The sequence below is a fragment of the Corynebacterium sp. HMSC072A02 genome (genome assembly GCF_001810085.1).
In the GTDB taxonomy this organism is placed as follows: domain Bacteria; phylum Actinomycetota; class Actinomycetes; order Mycobacteriales; family Mycobacteriaceae; genus Corynebacterium; species Corynebacterium hesseae.
This window is the reverse complement of the sequence record NZ_KV799822.1, coordinates 1-25,932: the sequence shown is the minus strand read 5'-3', so window position 1 is coordinate 25,932 and position 25,932 is coordinate 1. Positions and strand designations below refer to the sequence as shown.

Below are 25,932 nucleotides of genomic sequence, written 5' to 3'. Positions count from 1 at the left end.
CAGGCTAATATGGCCTCCAGAGAATCGGCCACGTGCCGTATTCTCCGGAGCCAAACCACCAGGCCGCCACGGCGACGGCCAAGGTGGCAAGCCCGACTAGTATGAGGAAACCTATAAGCGCGATGGCGCTGCGGTTGCTCAAAGGGCGCTCTTCTGGCTCCTCCTCGGCACCGGCCGGGGGAAGCGGCGCAGAAGGTTCTGCTACCGCAGGGGACGGTGCCGGGGGATTTACCGGTGCGGCCGGCGGGAGAAAAGCATCGTTTCGAGGCTCGACACGGGTTTCCCGCGTGGGCGGTTGAGGCGCCGGGATCGTGGAGGTGGCTTCGAAGACCCGGGTATTGCCTGCCCCCGAAAAATCCGTGGGCACCGCAGCTGTTCGTGCAGCAGCCGAGTTCCGCGGGACGGGGACGGTGAATTGCGGGAGCTGCAGTTCACGGGATACATCATCCAGCGCATCGAGGAATTCGCCGGCATCCGCAAACCTTTCGGCCGGCTGGCGCGCGGTGGCGGTGGCCACGAGGGCGTCGAAAAGCATAGGTACCCCCTCGATGCGTGAGGACGGCGCCACTACATCCGCGTGCACGCGCGCTGTGGCGTGGGCCAGTGGGGTCTCGCCGTGGAAGGGGACCGTGCCGGTAAGGAGCTCAAACAGGACAATTCCGGCCGAATAGACATCGGAAGCCGGGGTGATATCCGCACCCGTAACCTGCTCGGGGGAGAGGTAGCTGACGGTGCCGACGATTTGACCCGAGCTATCGTGCTCCGCTTTGGCGGAGCGCACCAAGCCGAAATCGCCGACCTTAACGCGGTGGTTGTCCGTGATGAGAACGTTGTCTGGCTTGATATCGCGGTGCACGAGGCCGGCGTGGTGGACCTCGGTGAGCCCGGCCAGCACGGAGTGCATGACGCCGGCTGCGGCATGTGGCGGCATGGGGCCGCGTTCAGCAAGGAGCTCGCGCAAGGTGCCGCCGGTGATGAGCTCCATGATGAGATAGATGGGCAACCCATCCGCGGAGAAATCATGCACGGCGACGAGGTTGGGATGGCTTAGCTGTGCCATGGCGCGGGCCTCGCGCTCGAAGCGGGTGACGAAGACAGGGTCATCGTGATAGCGCTCATCCATGACCTTGGCGGCCACTGCGCGGCCCAAGCGCATGTCGACACAGCGATACACAGTGGACATGCCGCCGCGAGCGATCGGCTGATCGATGCGGTAGCGTCCTTCGAGAATGTCGCCCACGTTCAGCCTTGTCATGGATTCCAGTATGGCCGATCTGCGCCCCAAAGTGTGATCCGGCTACAGTTGTGTCCGTGACTAATTCTGAGAACAACTTCGAGAATCCCCACCCGGAACTACCGCAGCTCCTCGCCGGGGAAAAGCTGCTGACGCTCGCTGAGGTTGCTGAAAAGCTCGATCTTCCCATCACTCGCGTCTTCGACCTGCTCAACGCGCGTAAATTCATTGTGTGGCGAAACGCCGAGGGGGAGCGCCTCGTCCCGGAGGCATTCTTCAATTCCAAGGGCGTCATTTCCAAGCACGTGTCCGGAGTGATTACGGTCCTCTCCGATAACGGCTGGGGCGACAATGAAATTCTGGCGCACCTGTTTACCGAAGATGAGTCCTTGCCAGGCCGCCCCATTGACGCGCTCCACGGGCACCTTGCGCGCGAGGTTATTCGGCGCGCGCAGGCTTCGGCGTTTTAGCAGTAGCAGCCTCATCCATGGCCGCGGTGGTGCGTGGAACACCATCGAAAATCCACTGCGTTGCTGACCACGCCACGACCACCATGGCGATGTCCCAGAACCAGTTATAGAGCTGGTGGTTTCCGTCGCCAGCGAAGGCCACTCCGATAAAGAGGGCCACGCCGGTGGTTAGTTTGATCAAGGGCAGCGGTGGACGGAAGGTTCCCATGAGCGTCAGCACGGAGGCGTAATACCAGGGAAGCGTCACAGAGTTGAAGACGAACGCCACCTGGTAGGCAGCAGCCGTAGCGGCAATCGCGCGGCGCACGCCCGTTCGCCCCCACCACCACACGACGACGAGGCCGAGGAGCATGAGGATCATCGCAATTGAACGCAACACGCTGAGCACCCCGTTATAGGTGGTATCGGGGGAGAAGACCTGGATGAGCGGTACCAGAATGTCGGCGAGCAAGGTAGGGCCGGCCAGGGGATTGATCACCTTGGAATTGCCACTGATTTGTGACAACCAGCCCCACGAGCTTCCCGACGCCCACGTAATCACCGCCACCGCCAGCGCGACCTCCGCCACGGCAACGACGCCGGACAGGAGAAAGACCTCGAAGCGCTTGAGTGGCGTGGTGCCTTTCGGCGCCCAGTGGTGCAGCATGAGCCACACGATAAACGGTGCGGCGAATACAGCTGTGGCTTTGAGCGACACCGCTACGCCGACAAGAAGGAGGCTGAGATGAAACTTGTTGTGAACCGCGGCGAGCAATCCCAGCGATACCAAGCCCACCATGACCGATTCATTGTGCATGCCGCCGATGAGGTGCAATAGAATCACTGGATTCGCTACACCCAACCACAGTGCTAGCGCCGGATCGCCCCCGATGCTGCGTGCAAGGCGTGGAATCGACCAAGCGATGGCGGCAAAGCCGAGGACCGATATCGCCTTATAGACGATGATGCCCGCGGCGACATTGTCCCCCACGAGGTTGGTTACCCCGTTGCCCATCCACAAGTGCAGCGGACCATAAGGCGTAGTGGTGTTTCGCCAGTCGTGTGAGACTTCCAGCAGGAAGGGGCCGGGGTTAACAGCCGCGCCTTCGACATAAGGATCGAAACCATCGCGCACCATGGCTCCCTGCATGAGATAGGAGTACACGTCCCGCGAAGCCAGTGGGGCCGCGCACAACAGCGGGGCAACCCAGCACATCAGCATTCGGCGGATGTCAGACAGCGCGCCGTCGGGTTGCGGGTTCTTGAGCTGTGGGGCGATGAGATAACGCCCAGCCAGGACCCACGCGGCGACCAATCCAAAGAGGCCAACCCAATAGAGGACTATGCCGATGTTGCGGCCGTGGCCATACGCGAGAAATCCGATATTGAGTGCCTCAAGAAAGCCGCCGCGGTTCTGGGTTGCGCCACCAGAGAAGGAGGCGAGAGCAAGGATCGCCGCGGAGACGATGCCCAAAGGAAGGGGGTTGGGAATGCGCAGGGATACGCGCGCGGATGCGGAGCGGGCCATGCTACATCCGGCGTGCGGTGGATTTGTGGGCAAGCTCTTCCAGCGTTGCCGTGACTTCGGGGGCGACCTGGGCATTATGAAGGTGGTCAAGGCCCGAGCGCGTGAGATCGCTGATGCGCTGCTCGACGACATCCGGTGCCCCGGAATCGGCAATGATCTGGGCCATGCGGGCAATATCTGCGGGATCCTCCGTCTGGCCGATGAGTCGGCGAAGCTCCGCGGCAGCAGCGGGATCAGTGGTATCCGCACGTTGCAGAGCCAATGACAAGAGGACCGTGCGCTTGCCCTCGCGCAGATCATCACCGGCGGGCTTGCCAGTAATTGCTGGGTCACCAAAGACCCCCAACAAATCATCGCGGAGCTGGAATGCGACCCCGATGTCTTGTCCATAGCCGCGGAAAGCGGCAACAAGCTTTTCGGGTGCTCCTGCTACGGCTGCGCCCAAATGCAACGGGCGCTCGATGGTGTACGCGGCGGTCTTGAAACGGTTTACTGAGTCCGCCAACGTTGCATCCTCGGAGCCTTCCGCTTCGAGGCAAATATCCAGCATTTGCCCGCCGATAACCTCGCGGCGCATCGCCCGCCACGGCGCCCGAGCGCGCGCGAGCGCCTCGGGGCTCAGCCCGGAATCCTGGAGCATGTCCTCGGCCCAGACCAAGGCCATGTCGCCCACAAGGATGGCGAGAGACTGCCCGAAGAAGTCAGCGTCACCGCTGAGCCCGAGCTCCCGATGGCGAGCGGCTACGCCACGGTGGACGGTGGGATTGCCGCGCCGGGTATCGGAAGCATCCACGATGTCATCGTGGATGAGAGCACAAGCCTGGATGAATTCTAGGGAAGAAGCTGCGCGGAGCATCGCCTGCGGGGACTCCGTGCCCTCGAGCCCATGTGCGCCGATAAAACCTGCCCACGCGTAGAGAGGGCGGATACGTTTTCCGCCGTCCAGCACGAAGGATTCCAAATAGGAGATCGCGTTAGTCACCGGGGAACCGATGGACGCGATGGCGTCGCGCTGACTATCTAGGAAAAGCTCGAGCTCCTCGCGTACGGCTACGGGGATATCGTCCAGGGAAGGTATTTGCGGAGTAGTCACGCCTGCCACTCTACCTGGGCAGGCTCACGGATTAGACGCCAGGTTAAGCGGTACCGGCTGGTGCTAGCGGCACAGCTGATTGCAGGATGGCGAAGGGGCGTGAATCGGCGGGGTAATGGAGCTGGCGAAGGAAGTCACTAAAGCCCATTTTGCGGTAGAGGCCGAAGGCGGAGTTGGCTTCATTGGGAACCTCAGGTGTGGAGAGCAGGATGTAGCGGGCGGGGAGGTTCCAGGCCAGTGCTTCAAGCAGCGCACGGCCCAGACCGTGGCCCTGTGCCTCGGGCACTACGTGGATTTCCGCCAACTCAAAATAGTTGTGGAGAACCTCTTCTTGCTCTGGGGTTGCGCCGCCGTTGTTGGAGAGCGCTCGGCGGAGTTGCTTGTCCCACCAGGTATCAGGAGAGCCGAGAAAGCCGTAGGCAAATCCGGCGATGCCGTCTTCGGAGGTGGCCGCCACGCAGGAAAACCCCGGGCGTATGAGATCCCCGCGCCACCGCATGATGGAGCTGTTGCGTACTGAGGGGTCGTAGTTCATCGCTGCAATGTAGATATCCACCAAGTGCGGGAGGGCAATGGCGAACTCTTGGGGGCTTAGTCGGCACAGCGTGTAACTCACATGTCTAATAACAACAGATTCTTGCGGTATGTGAAAGCAGGCGGCGAACCCATTCCGAGCAAAATTGATGTGCCTGTTCGAAAAACGTGGAGAAGTTCAGTAAACCTATTGTCGAATTCGAACATGTGGACTAAAATTGGGGGTGGATGTAGGAAGGCGGCTTTAAGGTGAATCGCGTCAACAAACAACGACAGAAAATCAGCAACACAGTCTCTATTGACAAGCTCAGGAAGAAGCCCAAGGGGGAGAGGTCATGGCACAGGTAATCTCAGCAACAGCAGCGGCGCGGAGCCGTAACCGGGAGGCGTTGCAGCGCGTACGCCGCGATCGTTTCGTGGGGCAAGCGTTGGATTTGTTGGTGGACGCGCGTCAGAGCGCAGCGGAGGGGCGTTTCGCGGATGCTTTAGAAATGGCCTATCGCGCCTCGCTGCGCGCTGCCGGGGCTCGGGTGGCAGCGTCCACGGTGTCACGTCGCCGGCGCTTGCCCACCTCCGCTTGGGAGCAAGTGGCGCTCATCGGCCCGGCTGATGCGCAGTGGGCAGCGGAGTTTAAGGACTACTCGCGTGTGCGTTCGCGAGTGGCATCCGGACTGGATCCAGTCCCTGATCCTGATACCGTCTATCGCTATGTGGCGCTTGCCGCCCGCTATGTGGATGCGACTGAGTCTGAGCTGGGCTTCGGTGGTCTCGCGGCTTAATGCGGAGCGCAGGGCCCTGGCGATGTGGTGTAGTGCGGCTAAAACGTGCGGACTGTCTTTGCGGGAACTATCTCGCTATTCTTGACGTTATAGAGGTAGTAATCCTATTTCCCAGTTCCACTACCTAAACCCAACCCACTACGGAGGACGCTGTGGCCCTTTCTGAGCACGAACAGCAAGCGCTGCGTGAAATTGAGCAGTCGTTGCTGGCCAATGATCCTGATTTTGGTGCGTCGGTGTCCGGTGAAGCTTCTTTCGGCGCAAACTCGGGCGCTATCACCCTCCGCGGATTTGCCTTGATTGTTGTCGGTCTCTGCATGATGGTGGGCGGTATTGCGTTGGCCCAGCAATCCCTGTGGTTTGTGAGCCTCTCGGTCCTCGGCTTCCTAGTCATGTTTGGATCCGGCGTCTGGATGCTGCTCGGAAACTCGGAGGATTCTCTGGTTGCAGTCGGTGCGCAGTCGTCCACTCGGGATCGCGGCAAGCAATCCAAGAAGGGTGGTAGCGACGTTGGGAACCGCCTCGAAGACAATTTCCGTCGTCGCTTTGAAGGCCGCTAAGCGCATATGCGCCTAAAGGCCGGTCCGAAGAGCCCTCCGCTTTAAAATCAGCGGAGGGCTCTTTTAATGCGGTGACCTAGGGCAGGATGGCTTCGGCCATTGCGTAAAGGGTTTGCGTTGCGCTGCTGAGCTTTTCCGGTGAGCCGTCCGCCAGTTCAGAGGCTCGGACGATGGCCGCATTGAGCAACGAGATATCTACTGGGGAAACGCCGGGGCAGAACTCGTCAACGATGGAGGCGAATCCGCCATGTGACTTTTGTACTTCCTCGTCAGCAAAGGCTTGGGGGAAGTGCTGTGCGGCGGTCATCAAATGGCCGTGTGCACTATGAATGAAGAGATCGAGCGTGGCGTCGACATAGGCGTGGATGCGCTTCTTAGGCTCCGGGGAGGCTACCTTCATGGCGGCCTCGAGTTGCTCATTCCACGATTGGGTCGCCTGAATAAGCAGCTGTACCAGTAGATCGTGCTGGGATGATACGTATCGATAGATGCTGGGGCGGGCAAGCCCGACTTCTGCGGCAACTTCGGCCAAGGTGGGGACTGCACCATGGCTAGTGATGATCAGCTTTTCGGCAGCCTCGAGCACCGCGCGGTGCTGGACGGCGCGGTGCTCGGCTACTGTCGTTTCAGTGATCTTTGGCATGCGTGTGAGTCTACGTTAAGCTGCGCATTCTTTGCTTATCGCTGGGTGGATGCGGTGGCCGGTGTTAAGCGGCCGTCGACCATCTCATAGACCTTGTCGCAGTGATCGAGAACCTCGTAGTCGTGAGTGACCATGATGCCCGCGACGTTAAAGTCGTGGCATTCTTTTGTCAAGAGCGCAACGATCTCCTGGGAGCGTGCGCGATCCAGGGCTGCGGTGGGTTCGTCGACAAGCAGCACCTGGGGGTCGCCAACAAGTGCACGCGCGATGCCAACGCGCTGCCGTTCACCGCCAGACAGGCTTCCTGGGCGGTGCTTGGCGCGGTGCTTCATGCCAACCTTGTCGAGGAGTTCGGTGCTGGAGTAGCGCCCAGTCTTTCCAATGACTTTGCTGGCCAGCTCGAGCTGTTCCTCCGCAGTCAACGCGGAAGGAAGATTTCCGGTGGACTGGAAGACGAAGCCGATGTGGTTGCGGCGGACCTGCGCCAGTTGGGCGTCGCCAAGCTGCACGATGTCCTCGCCCGCGACGAGGACCTGGCCGGAATCGGGCGTCGTCAATGCGCCCGCAACAGCGAGCAGCGTGGACTTGCCGGAACCTGATGGGCCGACCACGGCAACGAATTCGCCGGGATCGATGCTGAGGTTGACGGAATCGAGTGCCTTAACCTGCGAGTCGCCATCGGTGTAGCTGACGGTGACGTCTTTTAGTTCTAAAGCTGGGCTCATCGGTTTTCTCCTAGGGCTGCGAGGGGGTTGGTTCGGGTGACACGGACAACGGCGATGAAAGCGCCGAGCAGACCAGCGACGAAGAGGATGAGTCCGCCACTGATGACGGAACTGAATTCGGTGGCATAAGGCATGGCAGTCTGCTCCAGGAGGCTGCCCAGGCCGACGGCGACAAGCGCACCCGCCAGGATGGACAAGACAAGGATGACGACTGCCTGGCCGAGGCTATCGCGCAACAAGAAACCCTTGGTCGCGCCCATCGCGCGGAGGGTGGCGATATTGCCGGCCCGCTGAATGGTCCACACGAGGAAGAAGGCGCCGGTCACGAGTGCGGCGATGACGTACAGGAACCACGTGATCATGGATAAGGTCATCATCTCGGCGGTGTAGCCGGGGGAGGAGTCGAAGCTTTCCTTGAGGGTTCGAACATCCAGGCCGGACTGTTCCGAGAGGGCCTCGGTGTCCGGCTTGTCTGACGTGCGGGCGACGATGACGGAGGCTTCGTCATAAGCGTCTGGGTTCACGGCTTCACCGTGGCGCCCGCCAGCGTGGATCTCTTGCCAGATGTCGAGCGGAAGGTAGGCCACGTCCACGTGTCCGAAGGTGCGTTGGTTATCGGTAAACCCAACGACATTCAGCGGGATATCCAAGCGATCGAGCGCGATGGTGTCGCCGACCTCGATGCCCTCATCGTGCAGGGTGGAGGAGACGATGATGTCGTGCTTGGTGTTGCTGGGCTGGCCGTCGACCCGGTTGGTGTCAAGTGCGGGCAAACCTGCCGGTGCCACGAAGGAGTCCGGTTCTACTCCCAGCAGGGTCAGGTCCACTGCCGTGCCGTCTTGGTTATGGGCATTGGCGATGGTCAGGCCAAGAGGAGCGGCCTCCTCCACGCCGTCGTGTTGAGAGAAGGACTCGCTATCAGAGGCATCGACAACCGAGCGGGTGAAAGCTGAGTCTTTCTGGGTGCCGTCGGCGAAAGCGACGACGTCGGCATCCATTGCTTTTAGTCCGGAGACGCCGTCGTTGACCAAACCTGCTGTGAGGCCGGAGATGATGACGACGAGCATGGACATGAGGGCAAGGACAACGCCCATGAGGATGAATCGGGTACGCGCGAAGAGCATCTCGCGCCAAGCTAGATACATAGGTGATCTTCCTAGTGGGTGAAGAAAACTAATGGAGCGCCATCCCGTGGTTCTCAAGATGGCAACACACTGTTTCTATCATAGGAACGCGGCGTTTCTAAAAAGAAGCGGTGGTGGCGGCGCTTTTTGACGCTTTCCCTTAATTCCCCACTTTCACCCACCGTGTGTGGCCTAGAGGTCGGAGTCCTGGGTGTCGCTGACGGTTTTGTCAGGGGTGGGGAGGGTAAAGTTGCAGGATTCTGGGGCTGGTGGGGAGATCTAGCTTCTAAGGGGCGGAAGTTGCGTGGGTGATCGCGTGGGAAAAGCCTCTGCTTCGGTGGTGTGTCAAGGGGGTGCCGGGAAAACTTCCCACCGTAAAAACATCCTTTTATCTGGAGGTTTATTGTGACACGCGGGCGAGTGGGGTGCTAAAGGTGTTGGCGGTGGGGGAAAGTGGGGTAGAGTGGGGCGCAGCGGAGGAGAATTGTTCTCTTGTCGCGAGAGGAATCCGGAGTTTTCGAGTGACAGGAAGGTGGACCCGGGGATGTTTCTCGGCACCTACACTCCCAAGCTCGATGACAAAGGGCGGCTTACGCTTCCAGCGAAGTTTCGCGAAGAACTGGCCGGTGGCCTCATGGTCACCAAGGGGCAGGACCACTCGCTTGCGGTGTACCCGCGCGAGGAGTTCGCGGCACGAGCCAGGAAGGCTGCGGCTGTGTCTCGTACCAACCCGGACGCGCGTGCGTTCATCCGTAACTTGGCAGCGAGTGCGGACGAACAGCGCCCCGATGGGCACGGGCGTATCACGCTGTCTGCAGGCCACCGTGAGTACGCAAACCTGACGAAGGAATGCGTGGTTGTGGGCTCGGTCGACTTCCTCGAAATCTGGGACGCAGCCGCATGGGCTGAATACCAGGCGCAAACTGAAGACGCTTACTCGGCAGCAGACGCCGATGACGTACTTGCCGGACTGCTTTAGGGCTAGCCCGGTGCACTGGGAGTGCGTGTACGGACTCTGCCCGAGGAGGATGAGCTGGTGTACTTCCCCGACATCAGAACCCTTCCTCGGACAGGGCCCTATACGCACTCGATTTTTTATCGACCACATCAGACAGCAGCCTCAGGCGCCTGAACGGAAAGGGGGACAGCAGCTGTGGACCGCAATGGCACCATTACCTACGACGTGAATGACAACCACGGCCATGTCCCCGTCATGCGTGCGCGCATGGCTCAGCTGCTCGCCCCAGCGGTTGAAGCGGCAGGGGAGAACGCAGTGATTGTCGACGGCACCCTAGGCGCCGGTGGCCACAGCGAGTACTTCCTCAACTGCTTTCCCGCCGCACGCATCATTGGTGTGGATCGTGACTCCGCTTCCTTGAGCAATGCTTCTCGCCGTCTCAGTCCCTTCGCTGACCGCTTCGTCGCCGTCAACGCGCGCTTCGACGAGGTGGGCAGCGCCATTGCGCAGGGCGAGCATGAAATTTTTTCTATCGCGCGGGAGCACGGCATTGCCGGGGCGCTGTTTGATCTTGGTGTGTCATCCATGCAGCTCGATCAGATCGACCGCGGATTTGCGTACAAGACCGACGCGCCGCTGGATATGCGCATGGACCCACGCCAGGAAATGACGGCCGCCGACATTCTGAATACGTATAGTCACGGCGAGCTTGCCCGCATCCTCAAGACTTATGGTGATGAGCGCTTCGCCGGCAAGATTGCGTCCGCTGTGCTCAAAGAAAGGGAAAAGGAACCTTTCAGCAATTCCGCGCGATTAGTTGAGCTGTTGTACGCCGCTATCCCGGCGGCAACTCGCCGCACCGGCGGCCACCCTGCGAAGCGAACCTTCCAGGCTTTGCGCGTCGAGGTCAACCGCGAGCTTGAAGCGATTGAGCAGGTTATCCCCGTAATCACGGACGCCCTGTCCGTTGGTGGGCGCGCGGTGTTCATGAGCTACCAGTCGCTCGAAGATCGCATCGTCAAGCATGCCTTCACCAAACTCAGCACCTCGACCACACCGGCGGGCCTGCCCATGGATCTCCCGGGCACCGCGGCGCACTACTCCATTGTGACGCGTGGGGCCGAGAAGGCGAGCAAGGAAGAGATTGCGGAGAACCCGCGGGCGGCATCCGTCCGGGTGCGCGCTCTCGAGCGTCTTGAAGGGACCCCGTCTTTTCATGAACCGGGAGGTAGGCCATGACGTTGAGAGACCGCACTGCACAGGCAACCGACCGCCGCGACCACGAGAGGACCCACACCATGGGCACTAGCCGCGATTTCACTACTGGAGCCGACGTCTCGGGGCAGGGGACCGCACTGCTTGAGCGGGGTCGCCGTACCACGCCGCTGCCCAGCCGCACTCCGCATCGCGGCACAGTGCCCTCACGACGGGGCGCAACCAGTCTGCGGGGAAACCGCCTTGGGTCGAAGCAGGTAGTGAGCAATCGTGGGCGCCGTGTTGTGCAGCCCACTCGGGTCACTGGTCTTTTCGCCCGCCTGTCCTTCATTGCCATCGGCCTACTTATCGCTGGTGTGGCTGTGGCCATGTGGCTTTCGGGCTTGTCGACGTCCCAGACTTTCAAGATTCAGGAGCTTACCGCCCAGGAATCCACGCTGGATAACCAGCTAGAAACTCTCAACCGAGACTTGGAGAATGTTCGCTCCGCCTCCGATGTTGCCCGCCGTGCCCACGAAGCCAAGATGGGTATCCCGGTCCAGCCAGGCGTTGTGGAAGTCGGTCCGGACGGCAACGTGGAACAAAAGCGTGAGGCAACTCCGGATATGGAATCGGTCATCGATGTCAACGGCGAGCCGGTCCGCCCGGGGCAGGCTTCCAGTGACCCGAACGCGACCGCCAACATGTCCGACAACCTGAACGCCCGCCCGAATCTCAACGGAAGGCAGGGCGAGCGTGAGAGCTCTGCCCCGAATGATTCGCGTTCGGGAGACAACTCCGAGGGAGGTCAGTCGGGTGAAGGAAACGTAGAGCTGCCGGATATCCCGGCCCAGGCTCCTTACGCCGCTCGGGGATAGATTCCCTTCCCGCTCCGCGCGTGCCTGCGTGGACGGGCGGCGATCATAGGGCACAATTCGGGATGAGTTCATCTCCACCCCGCACCAGTGGGGGCACGATGTTTAGCTGTTCAAATACCCATCCTCGCTGCAGATAGAAAGGTGACGTGTGACCCCACCACACTCAGGTGGCCGGCGCCCGAGGCGCGTTTCCGCCGCCCGTGCCGCCCAACCGCGCGGTACCTCTCACCAACCACGGCAGCGTTACGACGCCGACCGCGTCGTTCCCGCGACCCGTTCCCGAAACCCGCGTACCGGCAAGCCGTTTATGAGCCAGCAAAAGACGATGCACCATCGCGTTCATGTCATTGCAGCGGTACTGCTCGTCGTCATGCTGGCGTGGATGGGGCGCCTCGCATGGGTGCAGATCGTGTGGGGCCCAGACTTGGCAGCGAAGGCCGCAGAACAGCGAACTCGTGTTTATGTGGATACCGCTGGGCGTGGCGAGATTCTTGCTCGCGATGGCCAGCGTTTGGCCTACACCATGCGCGCTCGGTCTTTGACTGTGTCACCGACCCGCCTGCGTGATGAGCTTCGTGAACAGGAAGAGCAGAAGGCCTCCGACGAGGCCGAGTTTGCGTCCCTAGCGCCCGACGCAAAGAAGACCTACCTCGACGACAAGGTGACTGAGAGGCTCACCGACATGTCGAAGGGAATCCCGGACAAGCTGAAGGAAGCGGGCATCGACGCCGGGGACGTGGATTCGGAGCAGATCATGGATAAGCTCCGCGCCGATACCCAGTACGAGGTTCTCGTGCGAAACGTCGACCCGGATGTCGCGGTAGCCATCGCTGAGGAATACCACGGCCTGGCTGCCGATGAACAGCAAATCCGCCAGTACCCCAACGGATCGATCGCTGAGAACGTCATTGGCAAGGTATCCATGGATGGCCAAGGCCAATTCGGTTTCGAAGCTTCCGGAGACACCACCCTCACGGGAATCGATGGCAGCTCGACGGAGGACGTTTCCGCCAGCGGCCAGGTCATCCCAGGTACTCTCCGCGATCAGGTGCCCACCACCGACGGCAAGAACGTGACGCTGACGCTGGACCTCGACTTGCAGACTTACGTGCAGCAGAAGCTGGAGAAGGCGAAGGCCAACTCGAAGGCGAAGAGCGCCGAGGCAGTCGTCTTGGACGCAGCTACCGGCCAGGTTTTGGCGATGGCAAATACTGGAACGGTTGATCCGAACAAGGACATCGAAAAGCAGCTGGACAAGAATAAGACCTTCGATAACCTTGCTGTCTCGCACCCCTTCGAGCCGGGCTCGGTGGCAAAGATCATCACCGCCGCAGCAGCCATTGAAGAGGGGCTTACTGACCCTAATGAGGTTCTGCAGGTGCCCGGTTCCATCGACATGGCCGGCGTGACTGTGAACGATGCCTGGCCGCACGGCGTCGAGCCCTACACCACGACCGGCGTCTTCGGTAAGTCATCGAACGTGGGAACGCTGATGTTGGCGGATCGACTCGGCCAAGATAAGTATGCCGACTACCTGAAGAAGTTCGGCCTCGGCCAGACGACCGGCATCGAGCTGCCCAACGAGTCTCCGGGACTTGTTCCCGATCGCTCGCAGTGGTCGGGCGGAACGTTCGCTAACCTGCCCATCGGCCAAGGCCAATCATGGACCGCCCTGCAATTGGCATCTATTTACCAGGCCCTGGCCAATGATGGTGAGCGCATCGAGCCGCGCATCATTGACTCGATTACAGCGCCGGACGGGACGAAGGAAGAACTGGACGAGCCCGAGACCACCCGCGTGGTCAGCGCCGAAACCGCGCGCACAGTCGTGGATATGTTCCGAGCCGTTTTCCAGGATGACCCGCAGGGCATTAACAACGGTACCGCCGGTAACGCAAACATTGAGGGCTATCAGCTCTCCGGCAAGACCGGTACCGCGCAGAAAGTTGATGAGGAAACTGGGGCTTATTCCAACTCCAAGTACTGGATCACGTTCGCGGGCGTTGCGCCTGCCGACGACCCCCGCTTCGTCGTCGCCGTCATGCTTGATGAACCAGAATCCGGCGTTAACGACGACGGTTCCGGCGGTCAATCTGCGGCCCCCGTATTCAGCGATATTGCATCCTGGTTGCTAGACCGCGACAATATCCCGCCCTCCCCGCCAGCACCGAAACTGACCTTGCGTGCCGAGTAAAAGCAACAGCGCCGATAAATACACCTAGAGCACAGAACAACAGAGAAGAGGAAGCATCGTGACAAGCAGCACCAGCCTTGAGCGCCTAGCAAGGATTTCTGGGGGCACGGTGATCGGGGATACCTCGATCACTGTGGGGGCCTGTGGATTGAATTCTGCGACGCTGCCGCCCGGCGGCCTGTTCGCGGCGCTTCCTGGAACACGCGTCCATGGCGCGAAGTTTGCCGCAGATACCGCGGCGGCTGCCATTCTTACGGATGCCGAAGGCCAGCGCATTCTCGTCGAAGCAGGGGAGTCGCGGCCGATTCTCGTGGTGGAGGATATCCGCGCCATCCTCGGTACCGTCTCTGCCGAGATTTATGGCCATCCCACGCAGAAGCTCACCATCCTCGGCGTGACAGGCACCTCCGGTAAAACTACGACGAGTTACCTCCTTGAGGCGGGGCTGTTGCACGCAGGCTATTCGGTCGGTCTCATCGGCACGACGGGCACTCGCATCAACCGCGAGCCGGTCCCGACCTCCCTGACCACTCCGGAGGCGCCGACCTTGCAAGAGCTTTTTGCGCGAATGGTTTCCGAGGGTGTCACGCACGTCGTGATGGAGGTGTCCTCCCACGCGCTTTCCTTGGGGCGAGTTCAAGGCACACACTTCAACGTGGGCGGATTTACCAACCTGAGCCAGGACCACCTGGACTTCCACCCGACAATGGAGGACTATTTCGAGGCCAAGGCCATGCTTTTCGACGGCCCCCAAGCCGCCGACCGTTCAGTGATTTGCATCGATGACGAATGGGGGCGTCGCATGGCGCAGCGGGCAGCTGCACGCCCGGTGATTCAGGTGTCGACGGGTTCGGAGGCTCGCGAGGCTGATATCACTGGCCGCCAGCTCAGCACCGAGGTCACCGGTGCACAGCAGGTGGAACTCAAGGTCGCCTCTGGTGAGCAGGCCGGTACTTATGAATTCCGCCTGCCCATGCCGGGCACCTTCAACATTGCCAATGCGGCACTCGCGACGGGAATGGCCGCCGCTGTGGGAGTCGAGCCACGAGTTTTCCTCGAAGGAGTCGAAAAGGTGGCGGTCCCAGGCCGCATGGAGCGCATCGACCGCGGCCAAGACTTTGTCGCCGTGGTTGACTACGCACACAAGCCGGCTGCAATCGCGGCCGTGCTGGACACCCTGCGTACGCAGTTGGACGGCAGCGCGGGCCGCATCGGCATCGTCGTTGGCGCAGGTGGCGACCGTGACTCTTCCAAGCGCCCGCTTATGGGCGCGGCGGCCGCGAATGGCGCCGACCTTGTTGTCGTCACCGACGACAATCCCCGAACCGAAGACCCGGCCGCCATCCGCGCTGCCGTGCTGGCGGGAGCCCGCGAGGCGAACCCGTCGGCCGATATTCGAGAAGTTGGCTCCCGCGCCGAGGCCATCGATGAGGTCGTGACGTGGGCGCAGCCGGGTGATGCTGTCATCGTCGTCGGCAAGGGCCACGAGGTAGGACAGTTGATTGGCGATACCGTTCATCACTTCGATGACCGCGAGGAGATGGCTCGCGCCCTTGATGCCATGGCCACTGCGACTACCCTGAGTAACGAAGAATCCAAGGAGCAAGCATGATTGCGTTAAGCCTCGCTGAGATCGCTCAGATCACGGGCGGCCGCCTGGATAATGTCAACGATCCAGATACCCGAGTGACTGGGTTCGTCGAATTCGATTCTCGTAAGGTCACCCCGGGCGGTCTCTTTGTGGCGCTGCCCGGCGCTCGGGTAGATGGGCACGACTTTGCCAACACCGCGATTGACAAAGGGGCCGCGGCTGTTTTGGCGGCGCGGCCGGTGGGCGTTCCGGCGATCGTCGTCGAGCCGCACGGGCGCGTCGAAGGCGACGGTGCCAATGCGGACATTTATGCCAATGATGCCGATGGCTCCGCCGCGGCCGTCGTTGAAGCACTCTCCGCGCTCGCCCGAGCAGTAACCCAGCGGCTTGCAGCCGAACAGGAGCTCACCATTGTGGGCGTTACTGGTTCGGCAGGAAAGACGTCCACCAAAGACCTGATAGCCACTATCTTCCGTGAGGTGGGGGAGACCGTTGCCCCGCCAGGCTCCTTCAACAATGAAATTGGTCTGCCTTATACGGCCCTGCGCTGCGATGAGCACACGCGCTACCTCGTGGCGGAGATGTCGGCCCGCGGCATTGGACACATCCGGCACCTGACCAACATCACCGCGCCGCGCGTCGGCGTTGTTCTCAACGTCGGCACAGCACACCTTGGTGAGTTTGGTTCGCGCGAAAACATCGCGAAGGCCAAAGGAGAACTCGTAGAAGCACTGCCGAAGGCTGTCGACGGCGGCGTGGCCGTCCTCAACGCTGATGATCCTTTCGTCGCCGCGATGGCTCCCCGCACGGCGGCCAAGGTGGTGTACTACTCCACGGAAAACCGCCGCGGAGGCGCACCGGCAGCGCAGTATTACGCCACCGATATTGAACTCGATGACGTCGCCCGCCCCTCCTTTACCTTGCATAGCCCGGATGCCGAGCCCGTTGCCGTGAAGCTGCAGGTTTTTGGCTCCCACCAGGTATCCAACGCGCTCGCTGCCGCGGCCGCAGCGATCGAGCTCGGGGTATCGGCCGCCACCGTGGCTGCTGCCCTGTCTGGGCATCGTCTCGCCTCCGAGCACCGGATGGACGTGCGCACACGCCGCGATGGCGTCACAGTCATCGATGACTCCTATAACGCTAACCCGGATTCGATGCGCGCGGCGATCGCCGCCTTGGCCTATACCGCCGCTGCGCGCCCCGATGCTCGTGCCATCGCGGTGCTTGGGGAGATGGGAGAACTGGGCGGCGATGCGGAAAAGTCGCACCGCCAGCTCGGTGAGATTTTGGCCAAATACCACGTGGAGCACTTAGTAGCAGTAGGGGAGAATCCCAACTGCCGGGCAATGGCCAAGGCAGCCATGCAGCAGGGTATAAATACAGTGGTGTGCGCCGATGCCGCGGCGGCTGCAAAGGCTGTCGACGGCATTCTGCGCGTGGCCCCGGCAGGGGTCGATGATTGGGCTAGCCGTAGCGTTAAGGACGTGGTCTTGATTAAGGCCTCCAATGCCCAACGTCTTTGGTTGGTCGCGGAACAGCTGAACAACAGCTAGCCGCTAGAAAGGACTTCAAGCTCGTGACTCAGATCATCATCGCTGGTGCGGTTAGCTTCCTCGTGGCGATCTTTACCACCCCGGTTCTTATCCGGTACTTTTCCGACACTGGCCGCGGACAGGAGATCCGTGAAGACGGTCCCAAGTCCCACCTGCGCAAGCGCGGTACGCCGACGATGGGTGGACTCGCCATCCTGGCCGGCATCCTTGTGGCCTATCTCGTTGCCAGCATCTACGGGCTCCTGACGGGGCATGAGGGCTTCACCGCGTCGGGTCTCCTCGTTCTCGGATTGACGCTGGGACTTGGCGCAGTGGGGTTTGCGGATGACTTCATCAAGCTCTTCCGGCACCGCAATCTCGGCCTCAACAAGACCGCAAAGCTCGTCAGCCAGCTCGTGCTGGCGCTGCTCTTCGGCTTCTTTGTTCTGCGCTTCCCCAATGATGCTGGCCTGACCCCCGGCTCCACGAAGCTGTCTTTCATCCGTGACCTGAAGACTTTTGACCTCGCCGTCGGCGGCACCGTGATCGGAACCATCGTGTTCTTGATCTTCATGTACATCCTCATCGCGGCGTGGTCGAACGCCGTCAACCTCACCGATGGCCTCGACGGGCTTGCGGCCGGTGTCACGGCCATCGTCATGGGCTCCTACTCGCTGATGACTTTCTGGCAATTCCGGTACTCCTGTGCCACCAACTTCGCCGCTGGTTGCTACCAAGTGCGCGATCCCCTCGATCTGGCCGTACTCGCGGCTGCGGGCTTGGGCGGTTGCCTCGGATTCCTGTGGTGGAACGCCGCCCCGGCAAAGATCTTCATGGGAGACACTGGCTCCCTGGCGCTGGGTGGTCTGGTCGCCGGCATCTCCGTCACCAGCCGCACCGAGCTGCTCATGATCATCATCGGTGCTCTCTTCGTCATCGAGACGGTGTCCGTTGTCATCCAAATCGTGGTCTTCCACTCCACCGGCAAGCGTTTCTTCCGTATGGCTCCGATCCACCACCACTTCGAGAATGGTGGATGGGCAGAAACGGCCGTCGTCGTCCGTTTCTGGCTTTTGGCCGCCATGGCGGCCATGGCCGGCGTCGCCATCTTCTACGGCGATTGGCTGACTGCTGCGGGCATTGGAGTCGGAGCATGACGCGTCCAGAATTCCTTTCCGGCCGTGTCCTTATCGCCGGCGCAGGCGTATCTGGTCGCGGTTGCGCGGCGGTCTTGGCCAGCTTAGGCGTGGACCTCACGGTGGCTGACGGCAATGCGGAATCCCGCAACCGCATCGCCTCCGAGCTGGGCGTCGCTGCCGTAGACACGGCCGCGGTCGACCTTTCGGAGTACTCGCTCGTCGTGACCTCACCAGGATGGCGCCCCGACTCGCCGTTGCTCGTCGCGGCCGCTTCCCAAGGCCTTGAGGTCATCGGCGATGTTGAGTTGGCCTACCGCCTCGACCGCGCAGAGGTCTTCGGCGCCCCTCGCCGCTGGCTCGCGATAACCGGTACGAACGGCAAGACCACGACGACCGGCATGCTCGCCGCCATCATGGCTGCCGATGAGCAGTGCTCCGGCCAGCGCGCACAAGCGGTAGGCAATATCGGCGTCTCGTCCTTTGATGCCCTGGCCGCCGAGCCCCGCGTGGACATCCTCGTGGCGGAGCTCTCCTCTTTCCAACTGCACTGGTCCTCCCAGCTGCGCCCGGAGGTGGGAGCGCTGCTCAACCTCGCCGATGACCACCTGGATTGGCACGGTTCCTTCGATGCCTACGCCGCCGACAAAGCCAAGATCCTGCGCGGGCAGCACGCCGTCTACGGCAAAGATGACGAGCACGTTATAGCTCTCGCCTCCTCGATTCCGGCAGCGACTGCCTTTAGCCACGCCGAGCCCGCTGCGGGTGAGGTGGGAGTTAGCGCCGGTAGTCTCGTGGTGAACGAGGTCGCTGGGATGAAGGCCGCCGTTGTCGAGGACGTCACCACCATCCAGCCCGCCGGCCTGGCCGGGGTGCTGGACGCTGCCGCTGCGTCTGCGGTTGCCGCTCTCGCCGGCGCGCGCCCCGAGTCCATCGCCGAAGGCCTCGCCTCCTATGTGGTGGCGGGGCACCGCGGAGAGGTCGTTCACCGCCACTCTGGCGTGACCTACATCGATAATTCCAAGGCCACGAACCCACACGCCGCGGAAGTCGCTCTGCGCGGCCTGGATTCGGTGGTGTGGGTCGCCGGCGGTCAGCTCAAAGGCGCCGACGTTTCGGACCTACTGCGCACCCACGCGGCGCGGTTGAAGGCGGCGGTTCTGGTGGGCGTCGACAAGCATGTGCTCGCCCAAGCCTTAGCAAAGGAAGCGCCGCACGTCCCCGTCGTCATCGTGGATAGCCACGACCCAGAAGCAGCAATGGAGCAGGCAGTGGCCGCCGCAGTGCAACACGCCGAGGCCGGCGATACCGTACTTTTGGCGCCCGCTGCGGCATCGTTGGACATGTACACCGGAATGAGCCAGCGCGGCGACATCTTTGCCGCCGCTGCCCGCCGTCTCGCCCGCTAGCTAGGAGCACCCAGAAGCCGTGACTGCCACCAGCACCCAGAAGCCACCACGCACGCTGGGACACCACCTGCGTGATCTCCGTGAGCGCCTGCGCGCTTATCCCGGGCTCGATTACTTGGTGCTGCGTATTGCCATCTTTTCACTCATTGGCATTGGCGTGCTCATGGCCTTTTCCTCGTCGATGGCGACGTCCCTTTCAGAAAGCGATAGCCCGTGGTCAGCCGCCCTGCGTCAGTGCGTGCTCGTCGTCGCCGGCCTCATTGTGTTCTGGATTGGCCTGCGCATGTCACCACGCACGCTGCGGGTGCTCGTGCCCTGGTTCTTGGGGCTGTCCATCTTGCTTCTCATCCTCGTCCTCGTTCCCGGGATCGGTACTGGCCGCGCGGAGGTCGGTTCGCAGTCATGGATCATGCTGCCGGGAGGCGTGGCCTTCCAGCCTTCAGAGTTCGCGCGTGTGGCTGTGGGCATGTACGGTGCCTCGGCGCTGGCGGATAAGACGCATCGCTCGATGCGCCTGACGGATCCATTCATGATGTACTCCATCATCGCCGGCATCATGTTCGTACTTATCGTTGCTCAGGGTGACTTGGGCATGGGCGTATCCTTTGCCCTCATCGTCGTCTTCACCCTGGTTTTCGCAGGCGTGGATTGGCGCGTTCCTACCGTCGTCGGCATCTTCGGCGCTATCGGCATGATCACCGTTTTCCTAGCCGGTGGCTTCCGCTCGCACCGCTTCCACACCTACTTCGATGCCTTGCGCGGAAACATTGAGGACACGCAAGGTACAGGTTTCCAGGCTTACCAGGGCTTCCTTTCGCTTGCCGACGGCGGCTTCTGGGGCGTGGGCCTCGGCCAATCGCGCGCCAAGTGGTTCTACCTCCCAGAAGCGAAAAATGACTTCGTCTTCGCCATCATCGGTGAGGAACTGGGGCTGTGGGGCGGTGCCATGGTCATCGGGCTTTTTGCCGTGCTGGGCTATTTTGGACTGCGTACCGCAACCCGCGCGCAGGATCAATTCCAGTCCCTGCTGGCCGCCACATTGGCGGTCGGTGTTGTCGTGCAGGCATTCATCAACATTGGCTACGTCATCGGCGTGCTGCCGGTGACGGGTATTCAGTTGCCGATGATTTCCGCGGGCGGTACAGCTGCGGTGATTACGATCGGTTCGATGGGGCTGCTGTGCAACGTGGCGCGCCATGAGCCGCTCCAAGTGTCCGCGATGCAGAACTTTGGCCGCCCGCTCTTCGACCGCATTTTCTTCATCCCCGAGCCGACGCCGCCCAACGAGCGCCGCGGCGGAGCCCACCGAGCCCCGCGCGAACGCGCGCAGGGCAAGCACCCTCAGCGCGTGCGCCGCGAGCACTCCCAACGACAGGTGGAGCGCAGCCGCGAGGAAAGGTTTGGCCGCGCTGTGACGGGGCGCTCGCCGCGTGCGCAGGTACCGCGTGAGGAGCAGCGGCGGGAGTACCGCCGAGAGCGTCGGCGCGGCGAGCGTCGGTAGGGCGGGGTCGCGCTGGTAGCGTGTAGAGCATGAATGACACGCCGATTTCCGTCGTTATCGCAGGTGGCGGCACTGCCGGTCACATTGAACCCGCGCTCGCGGTGGGGGAGGAGCTCCGCTTGCGCCACGGCGCGCGGGTGACCGCATTGGGAACCCCGCGTGGTTTAGAGCGCGACATCGTGCCGGAGCGCGGAGTCGATTTGCGCATGATTACCCCCGTCCCGGTCCCGCGCAAGATCAACGCTGACGCTGTGAAGCTGCCCTGGCGAATCCTCACGTCCGTGCGCGAAACCCGCGCGGTACTCAAAGACGTTGGGGCCAACGTTGTGTTTGGAACCGGCGGCTATGTCGCCGCCCCGGCCTATTTGGCGGCCAAGTCCTTAGGCATTCCGTTCTTCGTTCTCGAAACCAATGCCCTGGCCGGCATGGCGAACAAGTTAGGCGTGCGTTTGGGCGGCACGGGCATTAACGCGCAAGAAGGTTCTGGGATGCCCGGGGATGTCTTGGGCATCCCCGTGCGGCCGGGCATGGGGGAGGACCCCGACGGCGCAAAGGCGGCAGCTGCTCGCCAGAACTGGAACCTGGACGCACATCGCCCGACCATCGTGGTGACCGGCGGTTCGCAGGGCGCGGTGAGCATCAACACTGCCGTGGCCGGCGCACTCGAAGACCTGTGCCGGGATTTTCAAGTGCTGCATGCTTATGGCAAGAAGAACGAGGCGCCGGCTGGGCGCGAACACTACACGGCGGTGCCTTATATCGATGACATGGCTGGCGCGCTCGCGGTTGCTGACCTCATGGTGTGCCGCTCCGGTGCAATGACCGTGGCCGAGGTTTCCGCCGCCGGTCTACCCGCGCTCTACGTGCCGCTGCCGCACGGCAATGGCGAGCAAGCGCTGAACTCGCGGGCATTGGTGGAGGCGGGGGCCGCGGTCCAGATTCCGGACGCCGAGTTGACCTCGGAGCGCCTTATCAGAGAAGTTCGCGCTATTCTTGACCACCCCGAGGCCCTGGCAGCCATGCGTGCCGCTGCCGATGCCAGCGAGGCCGGCGACGTTGCGGCTGTCATCGCTGACCGCATCGCGCAACGCGTCGCCGCCGGCGTCCGCGATTAGGCGCACAGTACAGGTTTATTAAAGAAGGATTTTTTCACTATGACTGACACCCCCTCCACCACGGACCTGTCCCGCGTTCACTTTGTCGGTATCGGAGGCTCCGGCATGTCCGGTCTCGCGCGCATCCTGGTCAGCCGGGGTGCGGTCGTCACCGGCTCGGACGTTAAGAAATCGACGGCTGTTGACGTCCTCCGCACAATGGGCGCGCACATTGCCATTGGGCATGCGGCCGAGAACCTTGAAATGGCCGGCGATAAGCCGACGGTTGTCGTGACTTCCTTCGCCGCCATCCCGCAGGATAATCCTGAGCTCGCTGCCGCGCGCGCCGCCGGTATTCCGGTTATTCGCCGTTCCGATCTATTGGCCGAGTTGATGGAAGGCCACCGCCAGGTGCTGCTTGCCGGAACCCATGGAAAGACCTCGACCACGTCCATGGCGGTATCCGCGCTCCAACAGGCGGGGCTGGATCCTTCCTTCGCTATCGGTGGACAGCTGAACCGTGCTGGTACGAACGCACACGGCGGTACGGGCGATGCCTTCGTGGCGGAGGCCGATGAGTCCGATGCTTCGCTCTTGCGCTACAGCCCATCCGTGGCCGTGATTACGAACATCGAGCCCGATCACCTCGATTATTTCGGCACCGCGGAGAGCTACTACCAGGTCTTCGATGACTTCGCCGACCGCATTGTCGACGGCGGCTACCTTGTCGTCTGCCTCGAGGATGCGCAGGCGGCCGCCACCGGTGAGCGTGCCGCTGAGCGCGGTATTCAGGTGCTGGGCTATGGCGCGCGCGGCGAGGCAGACGCTGCTTCTTCGGTGCCCCTCGCGGCTGAGGTTGTGGAGGAGACAGTCTCTGCCGTCGGCGCGCACGTCCGCGTTCGCCTGACCCTGCCGGGCCAGGCTCCGCAGGAGCTAAGCTATGACCTGCACGTTCCCGGCCACCACATGGTGCTCAATTCGGCCGCTGCCCTGTTGGCCGGTGCGCTCGCTGGCGGGGATCCGGCGGAGCTCGCCGCGGGCTTGACCGACTTTACGGGCGTGCGCCGTCGCTTTGAGTACCGCGGAAGCGAGCGCGGCATCCGCGTCTTCGACGATTATGCGCACCACCCCACGGAGGTTTCCGCAGTTCTCGGTGCGGCCCGCGCAAAGGCGGATGCGGAGGGCGAGGGCGCGTGCGTCATCGCCTGCTTCCAGCCGCATCTGTACTCCCGGACGATGAAGTTCGACGCCGAATTTGCTCAGGCGCTGGCGCTTGCCGACGCCGCCGTCGTCCTCGACATCTACGGCGCTCGCGAGCAACCGGTTGAGGGCATTACCTCCCGCATCATCACCGACAAGATGCCGGAAGACATGCCGGTTATCTTCGAGCCCGATTTCTCCGAAGCCGCCAGCGACGTCATCTCCTTGGCGCAGTCCGGCGATATCGTCCTGACCATCGGCGCGGGCACGATTACCTATGTGGCTGGCGAGATTCTGTCCGAGCTGGGCAATAAGGATGAGGCGGAGGAGCCGAAGGAACCGAATGTCTAAAAAGGCTGGGGCGCTCGTGGTGGGCGCGGTCCTTCTCGTAGCGGTGATCGCTGCCGCAGCGGTGTGGCTTTTCCCGATCCTCACGGTGAAGTCCTTCGAGGTAGTGGGAAATGACCATGTCACGGCTGAGGATGTGGAACAGGCCAGTGGCGTGCCTAAGGGCGCGAACCTTGCGCGCCTGGACGCTCGCGAGGCCGCGCAGGGCGTGGCGGAGATCCCCTGGGTGGAAAGCGCAACGGTGTCGCGGGCTTTTCCCTCGACGGTGCACATTGAAATCGTCGAGCACGAGGCAGTGGCCTTCGTGCGCGACGGTGACAGCACCGTTCTAGTGGATAACCACGGTAAGGAATTCGTAGAAGGCGAGGCGCCGCCCGAAGCCGTGGAGGTTACCGGGCACACTGACTCCGGTTCCCCGGAGATGCAAGCGGCCGTCGATGCCGTAGCGGCCCTTCCCGCTCCAATCCGGGAAAAGGTATCGGCCCTCGAGGTCAAGGATAGGTACTCGCTGACGTTCCGAACCAAGGACAACAAGACCATCTTTTGGGGTGCCTCGGAGGACAATAAGAACAAGGCAATCGCTTTCGAGGATGTGCTCAAACTCGAGGGTGAATCCTGGAACATTTCCAACCCGTCGCTGGTGACTCGCCGCTAGGTCCGTCGCGAGTGGGACGGGTGTGGCGCTTGTTAAGAAAACCGCATGTCAGCAACCCTAAAGTAGAGGTTGAGGGTACCGACACGCGGCAAAATGTGCGCCGAAATTACCCCGTTGTCGTTAAAGATGGATGTAACCGCCTCTCGCGAAAAGAGGCGCCTCCTCGTTTACATTAAAAGCTTATTCGAAAGGCAAGAGACCCTCGTATGATCTCATCTAGCAACAACCTCGCGGACATCAAGGTCGTCGGCGTCGGCGGCGGCGGTGTCAACGCTGTCAACCGCATGATCGAAGAAGGGCTCAAGGGAGTCCAGTTCGTCGCTATCAACACCGATTCCCAGGCGCTGATTTTCTCCGATGCGGATACCAAGCTCGACATCGGCCGCGAGGCCACCCGCGGCCTCGGCGCCGGCGCTAACCCGGAGGTGGGCAAGACCTCCGCGGAGGATCACAAGACCGAAATCGAAGACGCCCTCCAGGGCTCCGATATGGTCTTCGTGACGGCCGGCGAGGGCGGCGGAACCGGCACCGGCGCGGCCCCCGTCGTGGCGTCCATCGCGAAGAAGATGGGTGCTTTGACCGTTGGCGTCGTTACCCGCCCATTCAAGTTTGAGGGCGCGCGCCGTACCCGTCAGGCCATGGCTGGCATTGAAGAGCTGCGCGAGGTCTGCGATACCCTGATCGTTATCCCGAATGACCGCCTCATGCAGCTGGGTGGCGAGGAGCTGTCCATCGTCGAGGCCTTCCGCGCCGCCGATGAAGTTCTGCACAATGGTGTTCAGGGTATTACCAACCTGATCACCATTCCGGGCATGATCAACGTCGACTTTGCGGACGTTCGCTCCGTTATGTCCGATGCCGGCTCCGCCCTCATGGGTATCGGCTTCGCTCGTGGGGACAACCGCGCGCTCAACGCCGCCGAGCAGGCCATCAACTCCCCGCTGTTGGAGTCGACCATGGAAGGCGCCAAGGGCGTTCTACTGTCCATCGCTGGTGGCTCCGACCTGGGCCTCCACGAGGTCAACGCAGCCGCCTCCATGGTGGAGGAGCGCGCCGACGAAGACGCCAACATCATCTTCGGCACCATCATCGATGACAACCTCGGTGATGAGGTTCGCGTCACTATCATCGCCACCGGCTTCGACGCACAGGCCAACATGACTACGCAGCCGGCGCAGCCCGGTCAGGCTGCACCGCAGAGTCAGCAGGCCACCCCGGCTGCCCGCCCGGGTTCCCTCTTTGAGAACCGCGCCGAGGCACAGGCGGAAAGCCCCGCCGCATCCCGCGCCGAGCCGCAGCGTGTCGACGCCCAGCGTATCGAGCGCGAGGAGTACACCCCGCGCCACTCCTACGAGCGCGAGCAGCCGGCCGAGCCGGCCCCGTCCAGCGGGCTGTTTACCACCTCGGACCGATTCCGCGGTGAGGAGTACCGCCGCGGCGCCGATGACGAGTACCGCCTCTCGCGCCCCGCTGAGCGCCGTGGCCGCGACTTCGATGATGACGGCGACGACGATCTCGACGTGCCGTCCTTCATGCGTTAACCGGCCCTTCCGGTTTTAGAGTGCGTTGATTT

At 62.1% G+C, this 25,932-nt stretch carries 23 protein-coding genes; 16 read left to right on the top strand and 7 right to left on the bottom strand.

All coding sequences use genetic code 11. From position 1 onward, the window contains the following. Positions 1-4: 4 nt before the first annotated feature. Positions 5-1,255, bottom strand: a complete 1,251-nt coding sequence (locus tag HMPREF2698_RS02750; RefSeq protein WP_070533345.1) for a protein kinase domain-containing protein — start codon at positions 1,253-1,255, stop codon at positions 5-7. 50 nt (positions 1,256-1,305) lie between these two features. Between HMPREF2698_RS02750 and HMPREF2698_RS02745 the strand changes: the two genes are divergently transcribed. Next, positions 1,306-1,704, top strand: a complete 399-nt coding sequence (locus HMPREF2698_RS02745; protein WP_070519830.1) for an Rv2175c family DNA-binding protein — start codon at positions 1,306-1,308, stop codon at positions 1,702-1,704. Here HMPREF2698_RS02745 and HMPREF2698_RS02740 read toward each other — a convergent pair. From HMPREF2698_RS02740 to HMPREF2698_RS02730, 3 genes are read right to left on the bottom strand one after another with little or no spacing between them, the layout of a single operon-like run. After that, positions 1,673-3,211, bottom strand: a complete 1,539-nt coding sequence (locus HMPREF2698_RS02740) for an alpha-(1->6)-mannopyranosyltransferase A (RefSeq protein ID WP_070561931.1) — start codon at positions 3,209-3,211, stop codon at positions 1,673-1,675. The two genes, HMPREF2698_RS02745 and HMPREF2698_RS02740, sit on opposite strands and share 32 nt — an antisense overlap. A gap of 1 nt (position 3,212) precedes the next feature. Further along, positions 3,213-4,304 carry a polyprenyl synthetase family protein gene (locus tag HMPREF2698_RS02735; RefSeq protein ID WP_070533343.1) on the bottom strand — a complete coding sequence of 364 codons (1,092 nt, stop codon included), beginning with the start codon at positions 4,302-4,304 and terminating at the stop codon, positions 3,213-3,215. 43 nt (positions 4,305-4,347) lie between these two features. After that, entirely contained in the window at positions 4,348-4,920 is a 573-nt protein-coding gene (locus HMPREF2698_RS02730) for a GNAT family N-acetyltransferase (RefSeq protein WP_070561929.1), read from the bottom strand. Between the two features lie 253 nt (positions 4,921-5,173). On the opposite strand from HMPREF2698_RS02730, the gene HMPREF2698_RS02725 reads away from it, so the two are divergent. Both HMPREF2698_RS02725 and HMPREF2698_RS02720 read left to right on the top strand, forming a co-directional pair. Continuing rightward, positions 5,174-5,617: an SAV_6107 family HEPN domain-containing protein gene (locus HMPREF2698_RS02725; protein ID WP_070561927.1), complete on the top strand. Its 444-nt coding sequence runs from the start codon at positions 5,174-5,176 to the stop codon at positions 5,615-5,617. A gap of 152 nt (positions 5,618-5,769) precedes the next feature. Beyond that, complete coding sequence (locus tag HMPREF2698_RS02720; protein WP_070561924.1) at positions 5,770-6,177, top strand: DUF3040 domain-containing protein; 408 nt, start codon at positions 5,770-5,772, stop codon at positions 6,175-6,177. A 76-nt stretch (positions 6,178-6,253) separates the two neighbouring features. Here HMPREF2698_RS02720 and HMPREF2698_RS02715 read toward each other — a convergent pair whose 3' ends face one another. The 3 genes from HMPREF2698_RS02715 to HMPREF2698_RS02705 are packed head-to-tail and all read right to left on the bottom strand — an operon-like array spanning position 6,254 to position 8,690. After that, the gene (locus tag HMPREF2698_RS02715; protein ID WP_070561922.1) at positions 6,254-6,820 is read right to left on the bottom strand and encodes a TetR/AcrR family transcriptional regulator; all 567 of its coding nucleotides are present in this window, start codon (positions 6,818-6,820) and stop codon (positions 6,254-6,256) included. A 35-nt stretch (positions 6,821-6,855) separates the two neighbouring features. Then, positions 6,856-7,545, bottom strand: coding sequence for an ABC transporter ATP-binding protein (locus HMPREF2698_RS02710; protein ID WP_070561920.1), 690 nt, complete (start codon positions 7,543-7,545; stop codon positions 6,856-6,858). Continuing rightward, positions 7,542-8,690: an ABC transporter permease gene (locus tag HMPREF2698_RS02705; protein WP_070561918.1), complete on the bottom strand. Its 1,149-nt coding sequence runs from the start codon at positions 8,688-8,690 to the stop codon at positions 7,542-7,544. Before HMPREF2698_RS02705 ends, HMPREF2698_RS02710 begins: the two co-directional genes overlap by 4 nt. A 523-nt stretch (positions 8,691-9,213) precedes the next feature. On the opposite strand from HMPREF2698_RS02705, the gene mraZ reads away from it, so the two are divergent. From mraZ to ftsZ, 13 genes are all read left to right on the top strand, one after another. Next, positions 9,214-9,648 (top strand): division/cell wall cluster transcriptional repressor MraZ, encoded by a 435-nt coding sequence (gene mraZ / locus HMPREF2698_RS02700; RefSeq protein ID WP_010190539.1) that lies wholly within the window; start codon positions 9,214-9,216, stop codon positions 9,646-9,648. Positions 9,649-9,822: 174 nt separating this feature from the next. After that, positions 9,823-10,866, top strand: a complete 1,044-nt coding sequence (rsmH, locus tag HMPREF2698_RS02695) for a 16S rRNA (cytosine(1402)-N(4))-methyltransferase RsmH (protein ID WP_070561916.1) — start codon at positions 9,823-9,825, stop codon at positions 10,864-10,866. Next, on the top strand, positions 10,863-11,699 hold the full coding sequence (locus tag HMPREF2698_RS02690; protein WP_070561914.1) for a cell division protein FtsL: 837 nt from the start codon (positions 10,863-10,865) through the stop codon (positions 11,697-11,699). The genes rsmH and HMPREF2698_RS02690 overlap by 4 nt, the downstream gene beginning before the upstream one ends. Positions 11,700-12,024: 325 nt before the next feature. After that, on the top strand, positions 12,025-13,893 hold the full coding sequence (locus tag HMPREF2698_RS02685) for a peptidoglycan D,D-transpeptidase FtsI family protein (protein ID WP_070561912.1): 1,869 nt from the start codon (positions 12,025-12,027) through the stop codon (positions 13,891-13,893). Between the two features lie 58 nt (positions 13,894-13,951). Beyond that, a complete protein-coding gene (locus tag HMPREF2698_RS02680; RefSeq protein ID WP_070561910.1) occupies positions 13,952-15,505 on the top strand; it encodes a UDP-N-acetylmuramoyl-L-alanyl-D-glutamate--2,6-diaminopimelate ligase in 1,554 nt (517 codons plus the stop codon). Next, entirely contained in the window at positions 15,502-17,037 is a 1,536-nt protein-coding gene (gene murF, locus HMPREF2698_RS02675; RefSeq protein WP_070561908.1) for a UDP-N-acetylmuramoyl-tripeptide--D-alanyl-D-alanine ligase, read from the top strand. Before HMPREF2698_RS02680 ends, murF begins: the two co-directional genes overlap by 4 nt. 23 nt (positions 17,038-17,060) lie before the next feature. Beyond that, positions 17,061-18,173 (top strand): phospho-N-acetylmuramoyl-pentapeptide-transferase, encoded by a 1,113-nt coding sequence (gene mraY, locus HMPREF2698_RS02670; protein ID WP_070561906.1) that lies wholly within the window; start codon positions 17,061-17,063, stop codon positions 18,171-18,173. Then, a complete protein-coding gene (murD, locus tag HMPREF2698_RS02665) occupies positions 18,170-19,561 on the top strand; it encodes a UDP-N-acetylmuramoyl-L-alanine--D-glutamate ligase (RefSeq protein ID WP_070561905.1) in 1,392 nt (463 codons plus the stop codon). Before mraY ends, murD begins: the two co-directional genes overlap by 4 nt. 19 nt (positions 19,562-19,580) lie before the next feature. After that, a complete protein-coding gene (locus HMPREF2698_RS02660) occupies positions 19,581-21,062 on the top strand; it encodes an FtsW/RodA/SpoVE family cell cycle protein (RefSeq protein WP_070519861.1) in 1,482 nt (493 codons plus the stop codon). Between the two features lie 29 nt (positions 21,063-21,091). Continuing rightward, on the top strand, positions 21,092-22,177 hold the full coding sequence (gene murG / locus HMPREF2698_RS02655) for an undecaprenyldiphospho-muramoylpentapeptide beta-N-acetylglucosaminyltransferase (RefSeq protein ID WP_070561903.1): 1,086 nt from the start codon (positions 21,092-21,094) through the stop codon (positions 22,175-22,177). A gap of 39 nt (positions 22,178-22,216) precedes the next feature. Then, a complete protein-coding gene (gene murC / locus HMPREF2698_RS02650) occupies positions 22,217-23,707 on the top strand; it encodes a UDP-N-acetylmuramate--L-alanine ligase (protein ID WP_070533313.1) in 1,491 nt (496 codons plus the stop codon). After that, positions 23,700-24,359 carry a cell division protein FtsQ/DivIB gene (locus HMPREF2698_RS02645; protein ID WP_083303769.1) on the top strand — a complete coding sequence of 220 codons (660 nt, stop codon included), beginning with the start codon at positions 23,700-23,702 and terminating at the stop codon, positions 24,357-24,359. The genes murC and HMPREF2698_RS02645 overlap by 8 nt, the downstream gene beginning before the upstream one ends. Positions 24,360-24,565: 206 nt before the next feature. After that, the gene (ftsZ, locus tag HMPREF2698_RS02640) at positions 24,566-25,900 is read left to right on the top strand and encodes a cell division protein FtsZ (RefSeq protein WP_070561898.1); all 1,335 of its coding nucleotides are present in this window, start codon (positions 24,566-24,568) and stop codon (positions 25,898-25,900) included. Positions 25,901-25,932: the final 32 nt, after the last annotated feature.